The sequence below is a fragment of the Winogradskyella vidalii genome, from assembly GCF_013403955.1.
GTDB classification, from domain to species: domain Bacteria; phylum Bacteroidota; class Bacteroidia; order Flavobacteriales; family Flavobacteriaceae; genus Winogradskyella; species Winogradskyella vidalii.
On the sequence record NZ_JABFDG010000009.1, the window covers coordinates 54,211 to 74,650 of the forward strand.

Annotated in this window: 14 protein-coding genes; 9 read left to right on the plus strand and 5 right to left on the minus strand. The window is 33.2% G+C overall.

Features of this window, described 5'->3' with window-relative positions; genetic code table 11:
* Positions 1-13: 13 nt before the first annotated feature.
* The gene (locus tag HM982_RS16920; protein WP_179354516.1) at positions 14-727 is read left to right on the plus strand and encodes an ion transporter; all 714 of its coding nucleotides are present in this window, start codon (positions 14-16) and stop codon (positions 725-727) included.
* A gap of 82 nt (positions 728-809) precedes the next feature.
* Positions 810-1,328: a DUF4136 domain-containing protein gene (locus HM982_RS16925; RefSeq protein WP_179354517.1), complete on the plus strand. Its 519-nt coding sequence runs from the start codon at positions 810-812 to the stop codon at positions 1,326-1,328.
* A gap of 10 nt (positions 1,329-1,338) precedes the next feature.
* On the opposite strand, the gene HM982_RS16930 is transcribed toward HM982_RS16925, so the two are convergent.
* Both HM982_RS16930 and HM982_RS16935 read right to left on the minus strand, forming a co-directional pair.
* Positions 1,339-2,724, minus strand: a complete 1,386-nt coding sequence (locus tag HM982_RS16930) for a T9SS type A sorting domain-containing protein (protein ID WP_179354518.1) — start codon at positions 2,722-2,724, stop codon at positions 1,339-1,341.
* Between the two features lie 2 nt (positions 2,725-2,726).
* The gene (locus HM982_RS16935) at positions 2,727-3,215 is read right to left on the minus strand and encodes a hypothetical protein (protein WP_179354519.1); all 489 of its coding nucleotides are present in this window, start codon (positions 3,213-3,215) and stop codon (positions 2,727-2,729) included.
* 184 nt (positions 3,216-3,399) lie between these two features.
* On the opposite strand from HM982_RS16935, the gene HM982_RS16940 reads away from it, so the two are divergent.
* The gene (locus HM982_RS16940; protein ID WP_179354520.1) at positions 3,400-4,125 is read left to right on the plus strand and encodes an SDR family oxidoreductase; all 726 of its coding nucleotides are present in this window, start codon (positions 3,400-3,402) and stop codon (positions 4,123-4,125) included.
* Between the two features lie 77 nt (positions 4,126-4,202).
* On the opposite strand, the gene HM982_RS16945 is transcribed toward HM982_RS16940, so the two are convergent.
* Both HM982_RS16945 and HM982_RS16950 read right to left on the minus strand, forming a co-directional pair.
* The gene (locus tag HM982_RS16945) at positions 4,203-5,774 is read right to left on the minus strand and encodes a hypothetical protein (RefSeq protein WP_179354521.1); all 1,572 of its coding nucleotides are present in this window, start codon (positions 5,772-5,774) and stop codon (positions 4,203-4,205) included.
* 86 nt (positions 5,775-5,860) lie between these two features.
* Positions 5,861-12,109 (minus strand): alpha-2-macroglobulin family protein, encoded by a 6,249-nt coding sequence (locus tag HM982_RS16950; protein ID WP_179354522.1) that lies wholly within the window; start codon positions 12,107-12,109, stop codon positions 5,861-5,863.
* A gap of 150 nt (positions 12,110-12,259) precedes the next feature.
* On the opposite strand from HM982_RS16950, the gene HM982_RS16955 reads away from it, so the two are divergent.
* The 6 genes from HM982_RS16955 to HM982_RS16980 all read left to right on the plus strand — a co-directional run bounded on the left by HM982_RS16955 (position 12,260) and on the right by HM982_RS16980 (position 20,029).
* Entirely contained in the window at positions 12,260-13,213 is a 954-nt protein-coding gene (locus HM982_RS16955) for a tetratricopeptide repeat protein (protein WP_179354523.1), read from the plus strand.
* Between the two features lie 116 nt (positions 13,214-13,329).
* Positions 13,330-14,010: a TetR/AcrR family transcriptional regulator gene (locus HM982_RS16960; RefSeq protein WP_179354524.1), complete on the plus strand. Its 681-nt coding sequence runs from the start codon at positions 13,330-13,332 to the stop codon at positions 14,008-14,010.
* A gap of 6 nt (positions 14,011-14,016) precedes the next feature.
* The gene (locus HM982_RS16965; RefSeq protein WP_179354525.1) at positions 14,017-15,675 is read left to right on the plus strand and encodes a peptidase domain-containing ABC transporter; all 1,659 of its coding nucleotides are present in this window, start codon (positions 14,017-14,019) and stop codon (positions 15,673-15,675) included.
* Positions 15,676-15,686: 11 nt separating this feature from the next.
* Positions 15,687-17,036: an HlyD family secretion protein gene (locus HM982_RS16970; protein ID WP_179354526.1), complete on the plus strand. Its 1,350-nt coding sequence runs from the start codon at positions 15,687-15,689 to the stop codon at positions 17,034-17,036.
* A 1-nt stretch (position 17,037) separates the two neighbouring features.
* The gene (locus tag HM982_RS16975) at positions 17,038-18,441 is read left to right on the plus strand and encodes a TolC family protein (RefSeq protein WP_179354527.1); all 1,404 of its coding nucleotides are present in this window, start codon (positions 17,038-17,040) and stop codon (positions 18,439-18,441) included.
* Positions 18,442-18,670: 229 nt separating this feature from the next.
* Positions 18,671-20,029 (plus strand): UDP-N-acetylmuramate--L-alanine ligase, encoded by a 1,359-nt coding sequence (locus HM982_RS16980; protein WP_179354528.1) that lies wholly within the window; start codon positions 18,671-18,673, stop codon positions 20,027-20,029.
* Positions 20,030-20,082: 53 nt separating this feature from the next.
* On the opposite strand, the gene HM982_RS16985 is transcribed toward HM982_RS16980, so the two are convergent.
* Positions 20,083-20,385: an immunity 53 family protein gene (locus HM982_RS16985; RefSeq protein WP_179354529.1), complete on the minus strand. Its 303-nt coding sequence runs from the start codon at positions 20,383-20,385 to the stop codon at positions 20,083-20,085.
* Positions 20,386-20,440 lie beyond the last annotated feature (55 nt).

Genomic DNA, 20,440 nt, shown 5'->3' on the forward strand with positions numbered 1-20,440 from the left:
ACGTTGTTTTAATATGAAAGCATACCTCAAGAATCTAGTAGAACTCAACGGGTCAAAACAGAGTAAACGTTTTGCCTACTTTATTCAGGCTTTAATCATATTATCAGTAATTACATTCTCTATTGAAACCTTACCAGATTTAAAACCACAAACACGAGTGGTATTAAAAGCTATTGAAGCCTTTTGTGTAATAGTTTTTACATTCGAGTACATCGCTAGAATTTATGTAGCAAGTAGTAAACAAAAGTTTATATTTAGTTTTTTTGGTATTGTTGATTTCTTAGCTATTCTTCCGTTTTACCTCTCTTTTGGAATTGATTTACGTTCATTACGATTATTACGAATGTTCCGTTTGTTTAGGTTGTTTAAGTTAGTACGCTATAATAAGGCCATGCGTCATTTTGGGAATGCTATGAAACTAGCAAAAGAGCAAATCATACTCTTTATGATTATTACAATCATGCTCATTTACTTTACTGCTGTTGGTATTTATTATTTTGAAAATGAAGCACAACCAGAACACTTCTCTTCCATATTCTCAAGCCTTTGGTGGTCTATTGTTACCTTAACAACCGTTGGGTATGGTGACGTGTATCCAATCACTGTAGGTGGTAGAATATTTACTTTCTTTATGTTATTAATTGGCTTGGGTGTTGTGGCGATTCCAACAGGTATTATTTCGTCATCCTTGACTAAAGCTGTTGAGGAGCCTGATGATGAAGCCTAAGTATTAGACGAATACATTAACATTTAATTAGTGTAACATTTCGACAATAATGCTTGTTTTTTCATACTTTTAAATAAAAAAGATGAAGAATTTAAAATTCCTTTTTGTACTATTTCTCTTCACATCTTGTGGAAGTGCCGTTTACTATGACTATGAATCGGCAACCAACTTTAACGATTATAAAAGCTACAATTATTTTGATGGAATGAAAACAGGCTTAAGCGAATTAGATACCAAGCGCTTAATGAAAGCTATGGATGCTAAGCTTAGCACAATGGGTTTAACAAAGTCTGAAAATCCTGATTTTTATATCGATATTATAAGTCGAGATATTCAAAGTAGAACCAATAGTAATGTAGGTGTTGGCGTTGGTGGTGGTGGAAGAGGTTTTGGTGGTGTTTCAGTTGGAATTCCTGTTGGTCAAAATAAGTTAACACGAGAAATTATTATAGAATTTGTTGATGAGACAAAAACAGGTATGTTTTGGCAAGCCGTAAGTGAAAATAAATACAGTGCTAATGCAACTCCAGAAAAACGTGAAGAACAGTTTGTAACCATTGTAGAGAAAGTCTTTTCAGCCTACCCTCCAGAAAAACAGTAATCGTTTAAGTTTAATTTTTTACTAATTTTTTACTAGCAATTAAGACATTGTTTGAATAGAAGTTTGTCATGTACACACCTTGACTTAAGGTGCTAATGTCTATTGAGGTTTCTTGGTTATTAGTTAATTGAACCGATTTTACTAGTTTTCCATCTAAACTGACAATGTTAACATTCAGTGCTTTATTCAACTTGTTATCTAAACTGATATTGACGGTTGATTGTGCAGGATTAGGAAACATAGTTAAACTAATGTTATTGGCTTCAATATCTTCAATTCCTAATGCATTATCTATAGTCCACGTTACCGTAGAGACATGAATCGTTTCATGATTATCGATGTCAATTAAAGGGGTGGCGTCATGTACTACAACCGTTAGGTTATTAGTGCCGTCAATTAAATCGTTGGCTTCAATTTCAACTGTATTAATATTGCTAGCAAAATCATCACCGTTGAGTGTCCAAGAACTCTCTATGGTGTTTGATGGTAATGTTTCAATAGTGTTTATTTGAAAATTTAAAGGGGAACTTGTCGCGTCAACAGAAGTTTCACTAGGTGTGTAAGCATCAATTGGTGATACTAAATCATGGATTTTTTCAATAATACCTTCTTTACAAACCGAACAGAAATCATAGCCCAGATAACGCATTTTACAACTTTGATGAGGTCGATTCCATGTAGAAGCTGTTCCAGAATCTGCGTAAGGATAAATGCCAATATTGTTAGTGCCAACCCAGTTTTTCCATCTTACTAATGTAGGGTCAGTTTCTTGCGTCATATTTATCGCTTCAGCGGCCAAAACATCTCCGGGATAGTATTCATCTTTTAAATCTACAAAGGAGTGTCCCAATTCGTGAATAGCAATTTCTCCAGCATCTTCACCTGTTGAAGCCATTGGAAACTGGCCTCCACTTCCTCCATAATAGGGAGAATTTACTAGAATAAAAGCTTGGTCGAATAAGGGAAAGTTATTTGCCAATACGGTATTAATTAAAGCAGTATTAGAAGTAAATAACAGCCTATGGATGTCAAAACTATCGTAAGCTGTTCCAAAGTAATTGTCAACAGTTATAGTGGGAACTGTTGGCGTTGGTTCATCGATAGCTGTTCCTGGATGTGTAGCTCCACTTTCATTAGAAGGGACTTTTATGATATAGACATTAAAGTAATTTTCATAGTTTGAAAATGGGGCTTGTGAAAACATAGCATTCATAAAATTTGTAGCGTCTGTTTCAAATATGTCTAATTCACTTTCTTGATAGCCATCACCTAATATAACCAGGTTAATACGTTTATCGTCGTCACCAGAAGTTTTGATCGCCTGTACGTCAAAAGTTTGAGAAATAATGATTTGAAAATTGCAAAAAATAAGTGTAAAGAGTAAAAGTTTTTTCATGATTATTGAATTTCAGTAAGGCAATGTTTTAGGGTTCCGGTTGCGGTTATCTCGTTTATTTGAATGTATTGGGCATGAGGATGTAACTGTAATTTTAAAGAAAATTCAGCACGATCAACATCTAATATTTTTTTTTCAAGATTTCCGGAATCATTTACAAACTCAATAATTTTTTTTAAGGGATTATTTACAGGGTGTTTTTCAATTACGTTATAGTCTTTGTCTAATACTAAGCATTCTAAGTCTTCCAAGTTTGGCTTTTGCCCTTTTTTTATACGTCCTTTTAATTGGCCATCAGTTGTAATCTGATTGATAAGTGTAACAGATTTTTTGTCGTTTATTTTTTCAATTTCAAAATTTAAAAAAAGGAGTTTTGGTTGTGCTTCTATAGCCGATTCCGCTGTTTGTGTTTGCTGTTTGCTCGCGCAGGAAAGTAAGCCTATAAAAAGGAGTAGTGCAAAAGTAACTCTTGCAATTTTTATCGAATACATGTTGATTATTTATGAGACTATAAATTTAAGTAATATTAAGTTGATATAAAAATTAATAAAACGCATGATTTAAGTCTTATATGGTTTTTTTAAAGAGTTTATTTAAGTAAAACATAACATTCTAAAATTCGGGATTCTATTCTTGTTTTGTAAATTTGATTGAAACCAAAAAAAAGAAAAAATTATGCAAGACTTAAAAGGAAAAGTAGCCTTAATTACAGGTGGTACAAAAGGTATTGGTTTTGGTGTAGCAGAAGCTTTGCTTAACCAAGGTTTAAAAGTAGTGATTACAAGTCGTGATAAAGATGCCGCTAATGAAGCTGCAGAAACCCTAGCATCTAAAACTAATGCTTCAGGTTCAATTATTGGCGTAAAAGCAGATGTTAGACAATTGGAGAGTCAAGAAGAAGCGGTGAAGCAGACGCTGAGTACTTTTGGGCAATTAGACATTGTTATTGCTAATGCTGGACTTGGACATTTTGGAAGTATTGAAGATTTGACTGTAGAGCAATGGAATGCGATGATAGACACCAATCTTACAGGAGCTTTCAACTCTATAAAAGCAAGTGTTGCTGCGCTTAAGGAATCTAAAGGGTACTATATTACAATTTCAAGTTTGGCTGGTGCGAATTTCTTTGCTGGCGGTTCTGCTTATAATGCGAGTAAATTTGGCGTAACCGGATTTACACAAGCCGTGATGTTAGATTTAAGACAATATGGTGTAAAGGTAAGTACCATAATGCCGGGTTCGGTGTCTACACACTTTAATGGCAATACACCAAGTGATGAACAAGCGTGGAAAATTCAGATTGAAGATATTGGAGAATTAGTTATCGATTTGTTGCAGATGAATCCAAGAACTTTACCAAGTAAAATTGAGGTGCGTCCAACAACACCGCCAAGTAAATAAAAGTTAGATTTCCCTAAATAAAAAAGGCTTCCAGAATTCTGGAAGCCTTTTTGTAATTAAGAATTATCCGTTAAGAATTAAACCTTAAGTTTTAATATTCTCGTTTTCTTTTTTCTTTTACCTGTTAAAATAACCGTTTGATTATCGAGGTTAGCATTACCATTATTTACTTTATAATATACTTTAGATTCTTTATCATCAATTAATTTTTTAAAGTCAATATTTCCTTCCTGATTAATTGTTATGACATAAAGGTTAGATTTTTTAGCCTTAGTTTGTCTAAATGCAATTCTGTTTTCACTTAATTTCTTTATTCTATCAGAGCAATTAATAAAAAAGTACGATGTGTCTCCAACAGGTAGAGAGGTGTAAGAGCTATTACTAAAACCGGTTTGTGCTTTGTTGATGTTTCTGGCCCACTTTAAATTTCCTTCTTGATCTAATCTTAGACTTATAATATCATCAAAATGATAGATGTTATAAGTTCTCATACCACCATTAGCATCCATCGATGTGTGTGTAGTAATATAAAATTCTTCGGCATTGATAATAACATCACCATCAGCCATCATATGTACACTTTTAAAATCGATATTATTGACTCCTTTTTTCGATTTTCTTTCTTTTTTACCTTCTCTGTTTCCATACTTATCGGTCATGAATTCTTCTGAAAAAGGGGTGAATTTTTCTTTATTCATCTCAAGGGATTCTGGATTGAGATTAAATAAACACACACCGTTAAAGCGACCTTCATCTTTTTTGCCATAAAAGCCAACACAAGCTAAACGACCTTCGGTTTTTACAAGTTCTAGAGAAGATATAAATTTGTCTTCATGTTTAAAGCTTGTCATGCTTTGTCCATCAGCATCAACTTTATAAAGTTCAAAATGGTAATTAGCTTTTCCTTTTTTCTTAGATTTTCTAGATTCATTTTCAAAAGACTTACCTAAAAAATAAACGGTACCGTCAGTATCATCAACATCAATACTATTGTAATCAAAGTACTTGTCTTTGATATCTTTTTGTATTAATTGCTCATATATTTTTTCGAAATCAGTATTAAACACAAAAACTTTATGAGTTTCCATGTCCTTATTTTTGATGTCAAAATTTATAACAAAATATTTATTTGTACTAGATAATACCACTTCTCCCATGTGATTTCCGTCTAACTGAGAAAAATTATTTATAAAGAAAGGAAATACTACAACACCGAAATATTTTTTAATGTTGTCTTCAGAGAAAGCTATAATCTCTTTTTTGTTAAATTTTAAATCTTTAAGGTTAGCTGATAAAGCATTAAATACAATTTTATCGGCTTTTTTATCATGATCGTATTCAATGAGGTGTAACTGATTGTCTTTAATAAAAGCATTTTTAATATGGTTGTTATCCACATCAAATTCTACTTCTTTTAAAAGCTTTAAATTAGAATCAAAATGCTGAATGTAATACCCTTTTAATTTTGGGATTAATCCACCTAAATAAGACCTAATAGTAATAAGTCCGCCAGCATCATCCTCTAACGAAAAAACTAAAGAACTGTGTTTCTTTGAATCCTTAAAGATGTCACTTTTTATCATGGATACCTCTTGGGTATAACTTATAAAGCTGACAAATAATAAAGCAATAAAAGTAATTTTTTTCATGTGTATATTTGGTTTTGAGAACAATATAGAAAACTTAATTAGTTATTGCTTGTTTTCTTAAATATAAGATATTAAATAATTGATTTTTATTGCTTAACTTGAATTCTGACCCCTTCACTATGGCTACTAAATTCTGGTGCGTACATACTTTGAATAGTGCTAATGCCATTACTCATATCGCCAGCATTATTTACGCGTAAATCGTATTCAAATACATAAACCCCTTTTGGTAAATAATCCATAAAGAAGTTAGTAGCGGCATCTTTTGTGCTTTCGTAATAACCCAATCCATCTTGCCATTTGTATTGCGATAGTACATTTATAGGCTCTAAACCAGCGGCACGCATATCTTTAAGATGTACAAATTCCATAGTTCTATCGGTTCTTAATTCAATCCGAACTCTAACTAAATCACCAACTTTTAATTTACTAGTTGAAGTAATTTCCGTGATTTCTTCACCTTTACCAGTATTCGATTTTAAGAATAATTTCTTACTTAACTTTAAAGGGGTTTCTGCTGAAGTGATTTTGTCTAAATCTTCAAAATATTGCCAGTATAAAGCGCCCCAAGCAATGCCTTCACCTTTTTTAGTAATCGTTACATTGGCTTGTTCTGGTTTAATTTCAGAACCACACCATGACGTTTTATAATAACCCGTTCCAGCTTCTATTTTTACGTCTTCTAATGTTGAAGGTGAAATCGTTTCATTTCCTACTTTAACGTCCACTTGCTCTGTGACGCTTAGCCAATCACTTCCTTGCAATAATAAAGCATAAACGGCTTCGGTAGTCGCTTTAGTGGTTTTCCAACGGTTGGTTTGTTTATTTTTTAGTAACCAGATTTTTAGGTTGTCTACTGTTTCTAGATTCTTTGCTTCACTCTGAATAACCGTGCCAACTTCCGAAAATACTTCCACCATTAAGGCTTGGGTTTCAATGGGTGCTTGGTACCAATGCCATGAGTTGCTGTTGTCTTTCCAGTACATACCCAATTCATCAGACGTAATACTGTTTTCTTTCAAAGACTTAACAATTTTACCAGCAGTTTTGGTATCGTTTATTCGATTCATCGTTAAAGCCATTAAACCTTTTGAATATAATGAACGTTTTAACCAATACTTTTGAATTTGAGTTTGGTAATACTCCATGATGTCTTGCACTTCTTTTGAAGGCGACATTTCAGGGAAAAAGCTTCGGGTGTATAAATAATGCAATTGCGTATGCGATAAATGGTCTTTGCTTAAGTCGGCATCTTTATCATATTTTCTAATGTCTTTGTATTCTTGAACAAATTGGGTGTCTAAATAGTTTAGGGCGTTTTTAATTAGAGACTTCTCGACTGCGCTCGAAGTGACATTTAGTTGCTTGAGATGCCCGAAACCTGCAATAATATGTTGCGTGATAAAACGATTATCACGTCCGCCATTAAACCAAGGCCAAGCTCCAGAACTGTGCTGATTGGTCTTAAGTTTTCTTAAAGCCGATTGTAATTCGTTAGTCATCTTATTCAAATCGAATAATAAGGCAATGCGTTTTTTTTGTTCGGTTTCCGACTGTGCATCACGTAGCCAAGGGGTTTCTTGAATCAGTAAGGATTTCAATTCTTGGTTCTTTTCTAAATTAGAAAGTAATGCATCTGTCGATTTCCATTGGTTAAAAACAGCTTCAATTCTCGGATTCGAGGTTACAATATGTTGTGCTAAAGCATTCGCATAGTAGCGTGAAAACGTTTGCTCATTACATTCATAAGGATATTCCATTAAGTAAGGCAATGCTTGTACGGCATACCAGGCCGGATTAGATGTCATCTCTAAAGTTAACTTATGATTGGTAAGCGTTGTTGAAGTTTGATTTTTCAACTTGTCTAATGTGAATGTTTTAGTTTCGTTAGAAGGCACCCACATTGGAAGCGTTTCGGTAACCATCATTCTGTTAGATAAAACAGGTAGGGCATTTTGTTCGCCGTCGCTAAAGTCTCCTGCTTTAGCAATCACTTTATATTGTACAGTTTGAATGTTTTTTGGAATATTCAAACTCCAAGAGACTTGTGTATTACCATTCTCATCAACAATAAAATTGGATGTGTTATTCGAATTTGAAAGTTTTGTATCAATCGGTTTACCTGTCATAGCATCGGTCAAAATTAATTGTGCAATACCCGATAATTCCTGCTCTGTAAGATTCGCAATTTTGGCACTGATGCTAATTTTATCACCTTCTCTTAAAAAACGTGGGGTGTTAGGTATCACCATCAGTTCTTTTTGAGTCACCGCTTCTAATTGCATTACGGTACTTTCTAAAGTTTTAGTATGTGCTAATAATTGTAATTTCCATTTCGTTAAGGCTTCTGGTGCTTTAAAGTTGAAGCTGACATTACCGTCTTCGTCAGTTTGTAATTGAGGAAAAAAGAAAGCGGTTTCGTTGAGGTTTTCTCTAATTTTTATAGTTTCACTATTGAGAGAAGCGTTATTTGTTTTAATGACAACGACTCCACCAGCACCTCTATTTCCGTAAAGTGAAGTTGCTGCCGCTCCTTTTAAAACATTCATGTTTATAATATCACTTTCATTCAGGCTTCGAAATGTATTTTCATCAACAGGTACGCCATCTACAATATATAAAGGACTTGTATGATTACCTGTTGAGTTTCGACCTCTAATTAGTATCGTAGCATCTTGGCCAGGTTCTCCTGGTCCATGAGCTATATTTACGCCAGCTGCTTGTCCGGATAGGACTTCGTCTACTGTTGTTGTAGCGATTTCTTCTCTTGTTTCTAAAGTATCTGTTGATGATGCAAGTCTTTTTCTTTTAGCATATTGGTAATGATTATTCCCAATATAAAATCCAAACCAATTTAATTCATCACGTCTTTGGCTCGGGTAATAGCTAGATATGTTAAAATTATGGAACACTCTAAAATTAGTGGTCCCAAAACTTTGTCTCGAATTTTTATGGATTTGTCCATAATACACAGGATTATTAATGGGGTTAAAATTCCAATTGTGAGATTTAAATTCGTCTAAAGAGGCATCGTACATACTAGCTAATAATTCTGCAGCTACTTTATCGCCTTTAGGACCTTTAATTTTAAAACGCCACATTTCATCTTGTCCTGGTTGCATTTTATCTCTAAATGTTGTGGTTTCAATTTCTAAATCGGTTTTAGGATAAGGAACATTCACGTTAAGACTTTGCGATTTAAATGTATTGAAAGCAGCAAATGAGGTGTGAATTGTAAAACCTCCCTTATCGCTTTCTAGAACAGGAATGCTAATTGTCTGTTTAGAATTGTTCAGTACAACCAATTGTGTCATTATAATGGTATTGTCCTTTTCAATTTCAACGGTGACGGTTATGTTTTCTGCAGCAGAACCCAAAGTCAGTTTTGCCATAGAATTGGTATCATAACTTGTTTGGTCTAATTGCGCTTTGTATAATTGGTTATCTGCAACTGTTATGTCTTTATCACTAAACAGTAAAGTAAAGACTTGGTCTTTTACGGTTTGCCCAAATTTATCTTCGGTTGCTGCAACCATAATATATTGTCCAGATTCCCATTTGTGAAGTTTTTTTAAGGAAATGGTTTTTTCTTTTTCGGTATCAAATTTTGTGCTAAATATTGTCTCGCCTTTTTCCCAATGGGTCAATTGGTCTTCGTTATTGTAAGGTTCATGAGGGAATAGCTGTTTAAATTCTTCTTTAGAAAGGTTTTGGTAATCTGGTGCTTGCCAAGGTCTGCTTCTTAAAACACGATCAGGAGCCTTTAGCTTGTAGATTTTTATTTCGCCTTTTGCTGGAACGAATTCACCATTAAGATTTTGAGTTGTTAAGGTGACTTCTATTTCTTTTTTTTCTTTGTCAATTTGCTGAGGAGCACCGATGCTGAGTGTCATGGCATGATAACCAACATTAACAATGGTAGATGTAGAGCGTGTTTCACCATTTAAATCAGTAATATCTGCTGTGATTTCATAATTAAAAACAGGAAGGTTATCTTTAGAAACACCTTCAACTGGCAGGGCTTTAAAGGTAATTTTAAATTCACCTTTAGCATTCGTCTTAGTCTCTCCAAAGCTGATTTCTTGTGCATTTGTATCAGAATATGGTCTTCTCCAATAATACCAACGAGGTAAACGTACATTTCGTTTGACGCGATAAACCACTTTAGCATCCGTGATATTACTACCAGCAAAAGCAATGGCAGTTCCTTTTACAGTAATGCTGTCATTTATTTTAAAGGTTTCGGTAATCGGTTGAAATTCGGGTTTGAATTTTGGGCGTTTATATTCTTCAACAGAAATAGAGGTGTAGGTCGTATTGTTAGAAAATAGTTCAATAGTGTAATTACCAGTTAAACCATTATTTGGTAATATGAATTCGCCATGTATAGAACCAAATGCATTGGTTTGTAATGAGAGTTCACTTACTACTTCGCCGTTAACATTTTTCAATCTTATTTTAGCCGCTTCATCTGCTGAAACTTCCGTTTTTCCATTTTTAGATTTAGTGGCGATGCCTTTAAAGTAAACCGTTTGTCCAGGTCTGTAAATGCTTCGGTCGGTAAATAAAAAGTTCCGATATTGGGTGTCTTTGTTTTTGTTTTGAACGTAAGAACGGTTAATATAATAGTTGCCAAAATATCCGATGTCGTCTTTAGAACTGACTTTTATCTGAACGTTTCTATAATAATTTTTATCTTTTTTAAATTCAAATTTTCCAAAGCGGTCTGTTGTAAGTGATTTGGTAAATTGTTTATTCTTATAATTTTTATATGATAATTCTACTTTGGTATGACTTAATGGTTTTCCATGATGTCTATTGATAACTTGATAAAATTGCGTGTCACCTTCGGTACTTTCTACCAAGGCTAAATTAGTAACTTGAATATGTGCCGTTGCAAAAACAGCATAATCAGCATCAGTATCTGCTTTAACAATATACAATCCATTTACCAAATTAGGAATTACAATTTCTGAGCTGTGATTCTGGTAATCACCTTCTGATTTTAATGCGCTTGAAAATGTTTTAACAGGATTCAAGTTTTTAAAAAATGTTTCCTTTTCGTCTTCTCTGTAAATATGATTAAAGCGTTCTAAATCCTTTTGAGAAACCTTATATATATTGAAATTTAAGTGTTCTAAATTTTTATAGTTGACTAATAATTTAGAAGGCGAATTAATGCCAATAAATTCTTCAGTTTGTAAACGTAAATTGGGCTGTTGAATTTGCTCAATTAAAACCGTACATTTTTGAGCGCCTATGCTTTTAGGGAATTTTAAAATTGCCGAATTACAAAGTGCGATGGCCTTTTTTAATTTCCAACGGTTTTCAGTGTTGAGGTTGTTGTCTTCAAGATTTGTGTCATAAAAATCGCCTTGCTTTTTATAGATGGCAGCAATTTCATAATCATATAAAGCAGATAAATCTGAAGAACTTAATTGGTCTGATTTTGACTTTAATGTATTTAGAAGTTTGTTATCTACTTCTGAAAATGTAGCATGTTGAGCAACAAAATTTAAGCGCTCAATGTCCACAGTTACAAAAGCTTTTGAAACTTGATTTTTACGATGAAACTTTAATAGGTTTTGATAAATTTTTAGGGCATTTCGTTGAAGTGATAAGGTGTCTTTTGATGCTAAATCAGCATTAATAAAAATTTCGCTATCGGCAATAAAATGATTGTTGTTAATAGTAAACTTGTAAGCGGGTTGCGTGATGCTATTTTCGTCTGTTTTATAAAATGTTAAGGCATTATGACTTAATAAATCATATAAGGTTGGGCGATAATCTTTAGAGTTTTCTTGTTCATTTAAGAGTAAGGTATAATCGCTTAATAATTCTTGCTGTAACAAAGGTGCGTTCTGAAGCGAGCATTGAAAATGGGTGTGGACCTCATTAAATAAAGTCTGTAAATCCCAAGTTCTAAAATCATCGCTTACTTTTTCAGAGGTTTTGGTTCTGTTGTAAAATTGATAACGATTCTGCTGAAAATACTGCCAATACATAGTGGCTAGCATGTTTTCTAGTAGCTGCTTGGTAACTATGTCTTCCGTGGATTCGATTTCGATTTTAAATCGATTTACAATATTGAGTTGCGCATCTTCTTCAAGAATTAGCATGTACTTGCTAATATGCAATAATGCTTTAATCTGTTGCTGTTTATTACCCTCTTTATCTGCTTTTTGGTAAATGGTTTCTACGAGTTCAGAGGCACTTTTGGTAAGTCCTTCGTTTTCGAGTTTAGTGACCTCTTTCCATTGATTTTCAAAATCATTTTGGGCATTAGAGAAAGAAGCAAAGCAGATGAGCATAAGTATAGCGATATAGTTTTTCATAAAATTATTTTTCAACAAAATACATTCAAATTGTATTCCAAAAATAGTGCTAATGAGTTATTGTCTCATTTAGATGAGTGAAGTTAACAATTCGTCAAGGATTGTAAGCGATATTATATTGTATTTTCGCATAAAGTAACCTTTTGTTTTATGTATAAATTTTTGTTTGTTTTATTACTTACGATTTCTGGTTTTTCTCAAACATCTGTTGAGAACGCTGAGGCGTTTATCGCGAAAAAAGAATTTGTAAAAGCACAAAACGAAATAACGACGTTCTTGGAGTCTAATCCTAATAATCTAAAAGCTATAGAACTCTTAGGTGATGCGTATGGCTATCAAGAAAAATGGGATGAAGCCATCGTTCAATATCAAATTTTAAAACAAAAACGACCTAATAATGCCAATTATCACTATAAATATGGTGGTGCTTTAGGGATGAAAGCCTTAAGTATCAATAAGATTAAAGCGCTTGGAATTATTGGTGATGTTAAGGAATCGTTCCATAAAGCAGCACAGCTAGACCCAAACCATATTGAGGCACGTTGGGCCTTGGTAGAGTTGTATGTGTCATTACCTGGTATTGTTGGTGGAAGTTTTTCTAAAGCGCTGCGTTATGCTGAAGAATTAGAGCAACTATCTAAAGTAGATGGTTACTTGGCCAAAGGCTATGTTTATGAGTATGATGATGAACCTGAACTTGCTGAAAAATATTACAGACGCGCTATAAAAGTAGGTGGTTCTGTAACTTGTTATGAAAAGTTAACCGATTTCTATGAAGGCCAAAAGCAACCCGAAAAAGCCATTGATAACCTAGAGGAAGCCAAGGATAAACACCAACGCAATGCCATGCATTATCAGATTGGTAAAGTCTGTGCCGATTATAATATTCAATTAGAAAAAGGTGAGCAAATGCTAAAGGTTTACCTCGCGAATCATTCGGCCAAAGATGGTGTGCCAAAAGAATGGGCTTATTACCGTTTAGCGCAAATATATAAGCACAAAAATGATAAAACAGAAGCCCTACTTTGGATCAATAAAGCTATTTCTGGCTTACCAGATATTGATGTGTTTCAAGAAGAAAGAACAACTATTTCTAAGTTGTAAATCCTAAATATTTAGTTTTTATACCATAGGTCTCTAGAACCAAAAGAGATAATTTTTTGTTAATTTTTTCAAAAGTAATAGTATTACTATCATATTTGCAATTAAATAATGTTAATATGAAAAGTTTACTTTCAAATTTGAAAATTTCAGTACCTGATAAGATTTATCTTAAGGACCCTGAGTCGTCTAAATTAGGCAAACGAATAATTGAACATAGTATACTTCTTATAGATAAGATAGGTTTTGATTGTTTTACTTTTAAAAAACTAGGCGTAGAAATTGGATCTAATGAGAGTTCTATTTATCGCTATTTTGAAAGTAAACACAAACTCTTACTGTATTTAACATCTTGGTATTGGGCATGGATTGAATACCAAATGGTGTTTACAACATATAATGTGCATAATCCTACAAAGAAGCTGTTAAAGGCCATAGAAGTGGTTACAAAAACAATTGAAAAAGACGATACCTTTTCACATATTAATGAAATTCTGCTAAATAAAATCATTATTAATGAGTCTTCTAAATCCTACTTAACTAAAGAGGTCGATATTGAAAATAAGCAAGGTTATTTTATAGTTTATAAACGTTTGGTTAAGCGTTTAAGAGATATGATATTAGAAATAAATGCAGACTATAAATTTGCATCTAGTTTAGCAAGTACTATTGTGGATGGTGCGTTGCATCAGCATTTTTTAAAAGCGCATTTTACTTCTATTACAGATTGTGATGCTAATATCTCACCTTCAGATTTTTTTAAGGAATTAGCTGTGAATGCTATAACTATAACCAAGTAACCATAGATGAAAAAGAAAGAAGTTATGTCGCCTTGGGAGCGATTTGTAGGGCTAATAAAACTTGAAAAAAGAGATATTTTGCAAGTTATCTATTATGCTATATTTTCAGGATTATTAAGTTTGTCTTTACCCTTAGGAATTCAAGCTATAATTAACTTGTTACAAGGGGCTCAGGTGAGTACATCTTGGATTGTTTTAGTGATTTTAGTGACTCTAGGTGTTGCCTTTGTTGGTGTATTACAATTAATGCAATTACGAATTATTGAAACTATACAACAGCGCATTTTTATGCGAGCTTCATTTGAGTTTACATATCGTTTTCCTAAAATTAAAATGAGTGAATTAAGGAATCATTATCCACCAGAATTGGCAAATAGGTTTTTCGATATTTTGAACATTCAAAAAGGATTAGCTAAAATATTGGTAGATATACCAGAAGCTATTTTACAGATTGTGTTTGCATTGATTTTATTGTCTTTTTACCATCCGTTTTTTATTGCTTTTGGAATTCTATTATTGATTCTAATTTATATCGTATTTAAATTCACAGCTCAATCTGGTATGGATACAAGTTTAGTTGAGTCTAAATATAAGTATAAGGTTGCACATTGGATTCAGGAAGTTGCTAGAGCTGTTGTTAGTTTTAAGTTATCTGGTCAAACATCATTAGCCATTAATAAAAATGATGATTTAGTTCATGATTATTTAGAGTCTAGAGAAAAACATTTTAGAATATTAGTTATTCAATTTATACAAATGATAGGCTTTAAAGTTTTAGTTACTGCAGGTTTATTATTAATAGGTGGATTGTTGGTGTTAAATCAGGAAATGAATATTGGGCAATTTGTTGCCGCAGAAATTATTATTTTATTGGTCATTGCTTCTGTAGAGAAATTAATTCTTAGGCTAGAATCGTTTTATGATGTTTTAACATCATTAGAAAAAATGGGACAAGTGGTTGATAAAGAAATCGAAAATCAAGAAGGAGATAAGCCTCATTTTAATGGTGATTTTAATGTAGAATTAGAGAATGTTTCATATGGAGTACCTAATAGGGAATTACATATTTTAAGAAAAATATCTTTAAAAATAAGTAAAGATTGTAAATTATTGGTGACAGGAGAAAGCGGTTCGGGTAAATCTAGTTTATTACGTTTAATAGGTGGCGTTGTAGAACCAACCAAAGGACGTGTTTTTGTTAATAATCACGATTTAAAAAATATAAACATCAATAATTACAGGTCTCATGTGGGTTTGTCACTTTCTGATGAAACACCTTTTGAAGCGACTATAAGAGAAAATATCACTTTTGGAAATACTAATATCTCAGAAGAACAATTATGGTGGGCAATTAATAAAGTGGAGTTAGGTCAATTTGTAAAGGAAAGCCCAAAAGGATTAAATACTATTTTAAATCCAGAAGGAAAACAAACATCATTTACAATTACTAAAAAAATCGCTTTAGCTAGAGCTATTGTGAACAAACCAAGGCTCTTAATTTTAGAAGATCCTTTAGAATATTTTGAACCAAAGGAAGCGGAACGCATTGTTAATTTCTTAATGGATGACTCCAACCCTTGGGCGCTGGTCGTGGCAAGTAAAACTAACGATTGGATGAAGAATTGTACACAGGTCATTACCCTTAAAAAAGGAGAAATCATTTAAATAAATTTACAATGTTAAACATAAGTCATAACCAGTTAAACAAGTCTGTAGATTTAAAAAAATTTAAGTCAGGTCAGCGTATTTTTAATGGCAGATACTATAAGTATTTTAACTGGTTTCTATTAGGTTCTGCGATTGTAGGTGGTTTTATTTTGTTTTTACCATGGACTCAAAATATCTCTGGTAAGGGTAATGTTACCACTTTAAGTTTAGACCAAAGACCACAAACCATTCAGTCTCCCATTCCAGGTAGAATAGAAAAGTGGTATGTTTCAGAAGGCAATTTTGTAGCAAAAGGCGATACCATCATGCAGATTTCAGAAATTAAAAGCGAATACTTTGATCCCGAATTAGTAAAAAGAACTGCAGAACAACGAAATTCAAAAGTTCAATCCGTTGGCTCTTACGAAGAAAAAGTAAAAGCTTTAGATCGGCAAATTGCAGCTTTGTCTAATGAGCGCACTCTAAAGTTAGAGCAAGCTAAAAATAAATTGTTGCAGTCTAAATTAAAAGTGAAAAGTGACAGTATAGATTTTGAAGCTGCAAAAACTAATATTGCAATTGCGCAGTCTAAATACAAAAGAACAGCAACTTTAAAGGAGGAAGGGTTTAAAGCAACAAAAGATGTTGAGGATGCTAAATTGAAACTTCAGGAAACCGAGGCGAAATTAATTTCTCAAGAAAATAAGTTGTTAGCAAGTCGAAATGAAATTATTAATGCACAAGTCGAAATTTCACGCGTTAGAGCTATGTATGCCGATAAAATATCAAAAGCACAAAGTGATAAGTACACTGCGCAATCTAGCCAGTTTGATACTGAAGCTCAAGTCTCTAAATTAGATAATGCGTATTCTAATTATCAAATGCGTAACGATTTACGTTTTGTAAGAGCACCTTATGATGGTTATATCAATAAAGCCATAAGAGGAGGTGTTGGACAAACCTTTAAAGAAGGTGAGGCTCTGGTGGGTATAATGCCTGCCACTGTAGATTTAGCTGTGGAAACATACGTGTCTCCTATCGATTTGCCGTTAATTAATATTGGAGAAAAAGTACGTGTGCAATTCGATGGTTGGCCAGCAATGATTTTTAGCGGATGGCCAGATATATCTTACGGAACTTATGGCGCAAAAGTAGTTGCCGTAGAAAATTTTATAAGTCCAAACGGAAAATTTAGAGTTTTATTAGCGCCAGATGAAGACACTCAAGCGTGGCCATCGGCGATTAGAGCAGGTTCAGGAGCATATACTATGGCGTTATTAGAAGATGTGCCTATTTGGTATGAATTATGGAGACAACTTAACGGTTTTCCTCCAAATTATTATAAGCCAGAAACGGCTGCTAATACTAAAATTAAGTAAAATGAAATATGTATTAACACTACTTTTTATTGGCTATACGTATTTTGGATTCTCACAGTCTATTGAGGAGTCTAAAATCCTTCGTTTTGATGAATATTTAGGGTTTGTTAAAAAATTTCATCCTATTGTAAAACAAGCCGAATTACTCATTGATGAAAGTCAGGCGAAATTAATGAAATCTAGAGGCGCTTTCGATCCAAAGTTAGACGTTGATTACAGTCAGAAGGAGTTCAATAATACAGGATATTACGATAAACTCAATGGTACATTTAAAATTCCAACGTGGTTTGGAGTTGAGGTTAAAGCTGCTTTTGATGATAATTCAGGTTATTATTTAAATCCAGAATCTACTGTGCCAGATAATGGGTTGTACAGTGCTGGTGTTTCCGTTCCTTTAGGTCAAGGTTTATGGATAAATAATAGAATGGCAGCGTTAAAACAAGCCAAGTTGTATAGAGAACAAGCCAAGTTAGACAGAGATATTTCTGTGAATACTATATTGTACGATGCAGCTTTGGTTTATTTTAAATGGTTAGAAGCCTATAACGAACTTAAATTATTTGAAAATATTTTAGGGAATGCAGAGCTGCGTTACACAGGAATACAAAAAGGAGTTGAAGTTGGCGAAAATGCAGAAATAGAAGCTACTGAAGCTCGAATAGCAGTTAATAATAGAAAATTAAGCTTAGAGCAATCTAAAGTGAAACTAATGAAAGCTGCTTTAGAATTATCTAATTTTTTATGGTTAGAGAATAATGTACCAGTGGAATTACAACCCGATATAATTCCAGATGTTAATTCAGAGTCTATTGTAGATTCTACTTTTGATATTAATCAGTTAAGAGCGCAAAGTTCAATTTTAGAGGAACATCCAAAAATGTTATCTCTGAATTATAAATTAGAGAGTTTGGATGTAGAACGGCAATTACAAGCTAATAAACTATTGCCTAAAATTAATGCCGAGTATAATTTTTTAACCGAAAAACCAGCTGTAACACAAACATTTAATACGGCAGATTATAAAGGAGGATTATCAATTAGTTTTCCATTGTTTTTAAGAAAAGAACGTGGAGATTTAAAATTAGCAAAAATAAAACAACAAGATGTAGCGTTTGAAATTGATGCCACGCGTGTAAGTCTTCAAAATAAAATTACAGCTTTAAAACAAGAGTTAGAATCCTACAGCATTCAAAATAAAATTACCTTAGAAATGGTTTCAGATTATCAAAAAATGTTGCAAGCTGAAGAGCGTAAATTTCAACTAGGAGAAAGTTCATTGTTTTTAGTGAATTCTAGAGAGTCTAAACTTATTGATGGGCAATTAAAAGCTATAGCGATTCAGAATAAATTCTTCAGTACTAAAGCTAAGCTTTTTAATAGTTTGGCTGTAAATCCGGAGCTTTAGTTGCTGGTTGATAGTCGGTATGGTTAAACGCAGTTGAGACCTCGTAAGTGTTATAGATTATATACGTTACTTTAAGTGACTTTTAGCTCATAATAGTAAGAAGAATTACTCTTAATTATAGATTGTTATTCAAATCACTAGAGCCTTTTATGATCTTAAGGTATGCCTGTAAGTTCTTCTCTTTTCAAAAAACTTATAGTATTTTTACACTATATATTTTAAGGATACAATGAACGTACATTTTATAGCAATTGGTGGTGCAGCAATGCACAATTTAGCCTTAGCACTTCACAATAAAGGATATAAAGTCACTGGAAGTGATGATACTATTTTTGAACCTTCAAAATCGCGATTAGAAGCTAAGGGTTTGCTTCCAGAATCTTATGGTTGGTATCCTGAAAAAATTACTTCAGATTTAGATGCTATTGTTTTAGGGATGCACGCTAAAGCTGATAACCCAGAATTGCTAAAAGCCCAAGAACTCGGCTTAAAAATTTACAGCTATCCTGAGTTTTTATACGAACAAGCCAAAAATAAAACACGCGTAGTTATAGGAGGAAGTCATGGTAAAACCACGATAACGTCTATGATTTTACATGTAATGCATTATCACGATCGTGATGTGGATTATATGGTAGGTGCACAACTCGACGGTTTTGATGTGATGGTAAAACTTACCGAAGACAATGATTTTATGGTGTTAGAAGGTGATGAATATTTAAGTTCACCAATAGATTTACGACCAAAATTTCATTTATACAAACCTAATATTGCTTTGTTAAGTGGTATTGCTTGGGATCATATTAATGTATTTCCGACCTATGAAAACTATGTAAAGCAGTTTAGCATTTTTGTAGATTCTATTGTTACGGGGGGAAGTATTAATTACAACGAAGAAGATGCTGAAGTAAAACGGGTTGTGGAAGCCTCAGAAAACCAAATCAGAAAGATTGCTTATAAAACGCCAGAATATACCGTTGAAAATGGTGAAACCTTATTAGATACACCTGAAGGGCCAATGCCAATTGAAATCTTTGGGGCACATAATTTAAATAACTTAGCTGGAGCCAAATGGATTTGCCAACATATGGGCATAGATGAGGACGATTTCTACGAAGCCATTTCAACGTTTAAAGGCGCTAGCAAACGTTTAGAGAAAATTGCAGAATCGAAGACAAGCGTAGCTTATAAAGATTTTGCACACTCACCAAGTAAAGTAGAGGCCACAACCAAAGCTGTAAAAGAACAATTTAGCGACCGAACTTTAGTGGCTTGTTTAGAATTACATACTTACAGTAGCTTAAATGCCGAATTCCTAAAAGAATATAAAGGTGCTTTAGATGCTGCAGATGTTGCCGTAGTATTTTACTCGCCACATGCCGTTGAAATTAAAAAACTAGAAGAAGTAACCAAAGAGCAAATCGCGAATGCTTTTGAACGCGATGATTTAATAATTTACACCAACCCAAAAGAATTTAAAGACTTTTTGTTTTCACAGAACTTTGATAATAAGTCGTTGTTGTTAATGAGTTCGGGTAACTATGGAGGTTTAGATTTTGATGACGTAAAAGTACTCCTACAGAAGTAGGAGTGTGATAGTTTGAGTTTCTGTGTTATAAAATATATTAAACAAATGAAACATTATTCATTCTCAATCTTCTCAATCATTTCTCTAAATAAATTCAATAGATAAGTCAATTTACTGGCATCACCCGCTGCTCTGAAACGTTGATTTTGAATTTTTACACCGTACCAATCTTGTTTTCCGTTTTCGTTAAGAATCCATTTGATTTCAAGGTTAGCAATAGAGGTATTTGAAATGTCTATTTCAACATCCCAACCTAATGGACTGTCTAAAGTGGTAATCTGAATAGCATCCCCTTTTTCCCATTCGCCATCAGCATTATCTTTGAACCAATTCTGTATCCAGTCTAAAATTTCCATTTGTGTTATATTATTGTGATGATTAAAAATAAATGTGAATCAATACTTGGGTGTA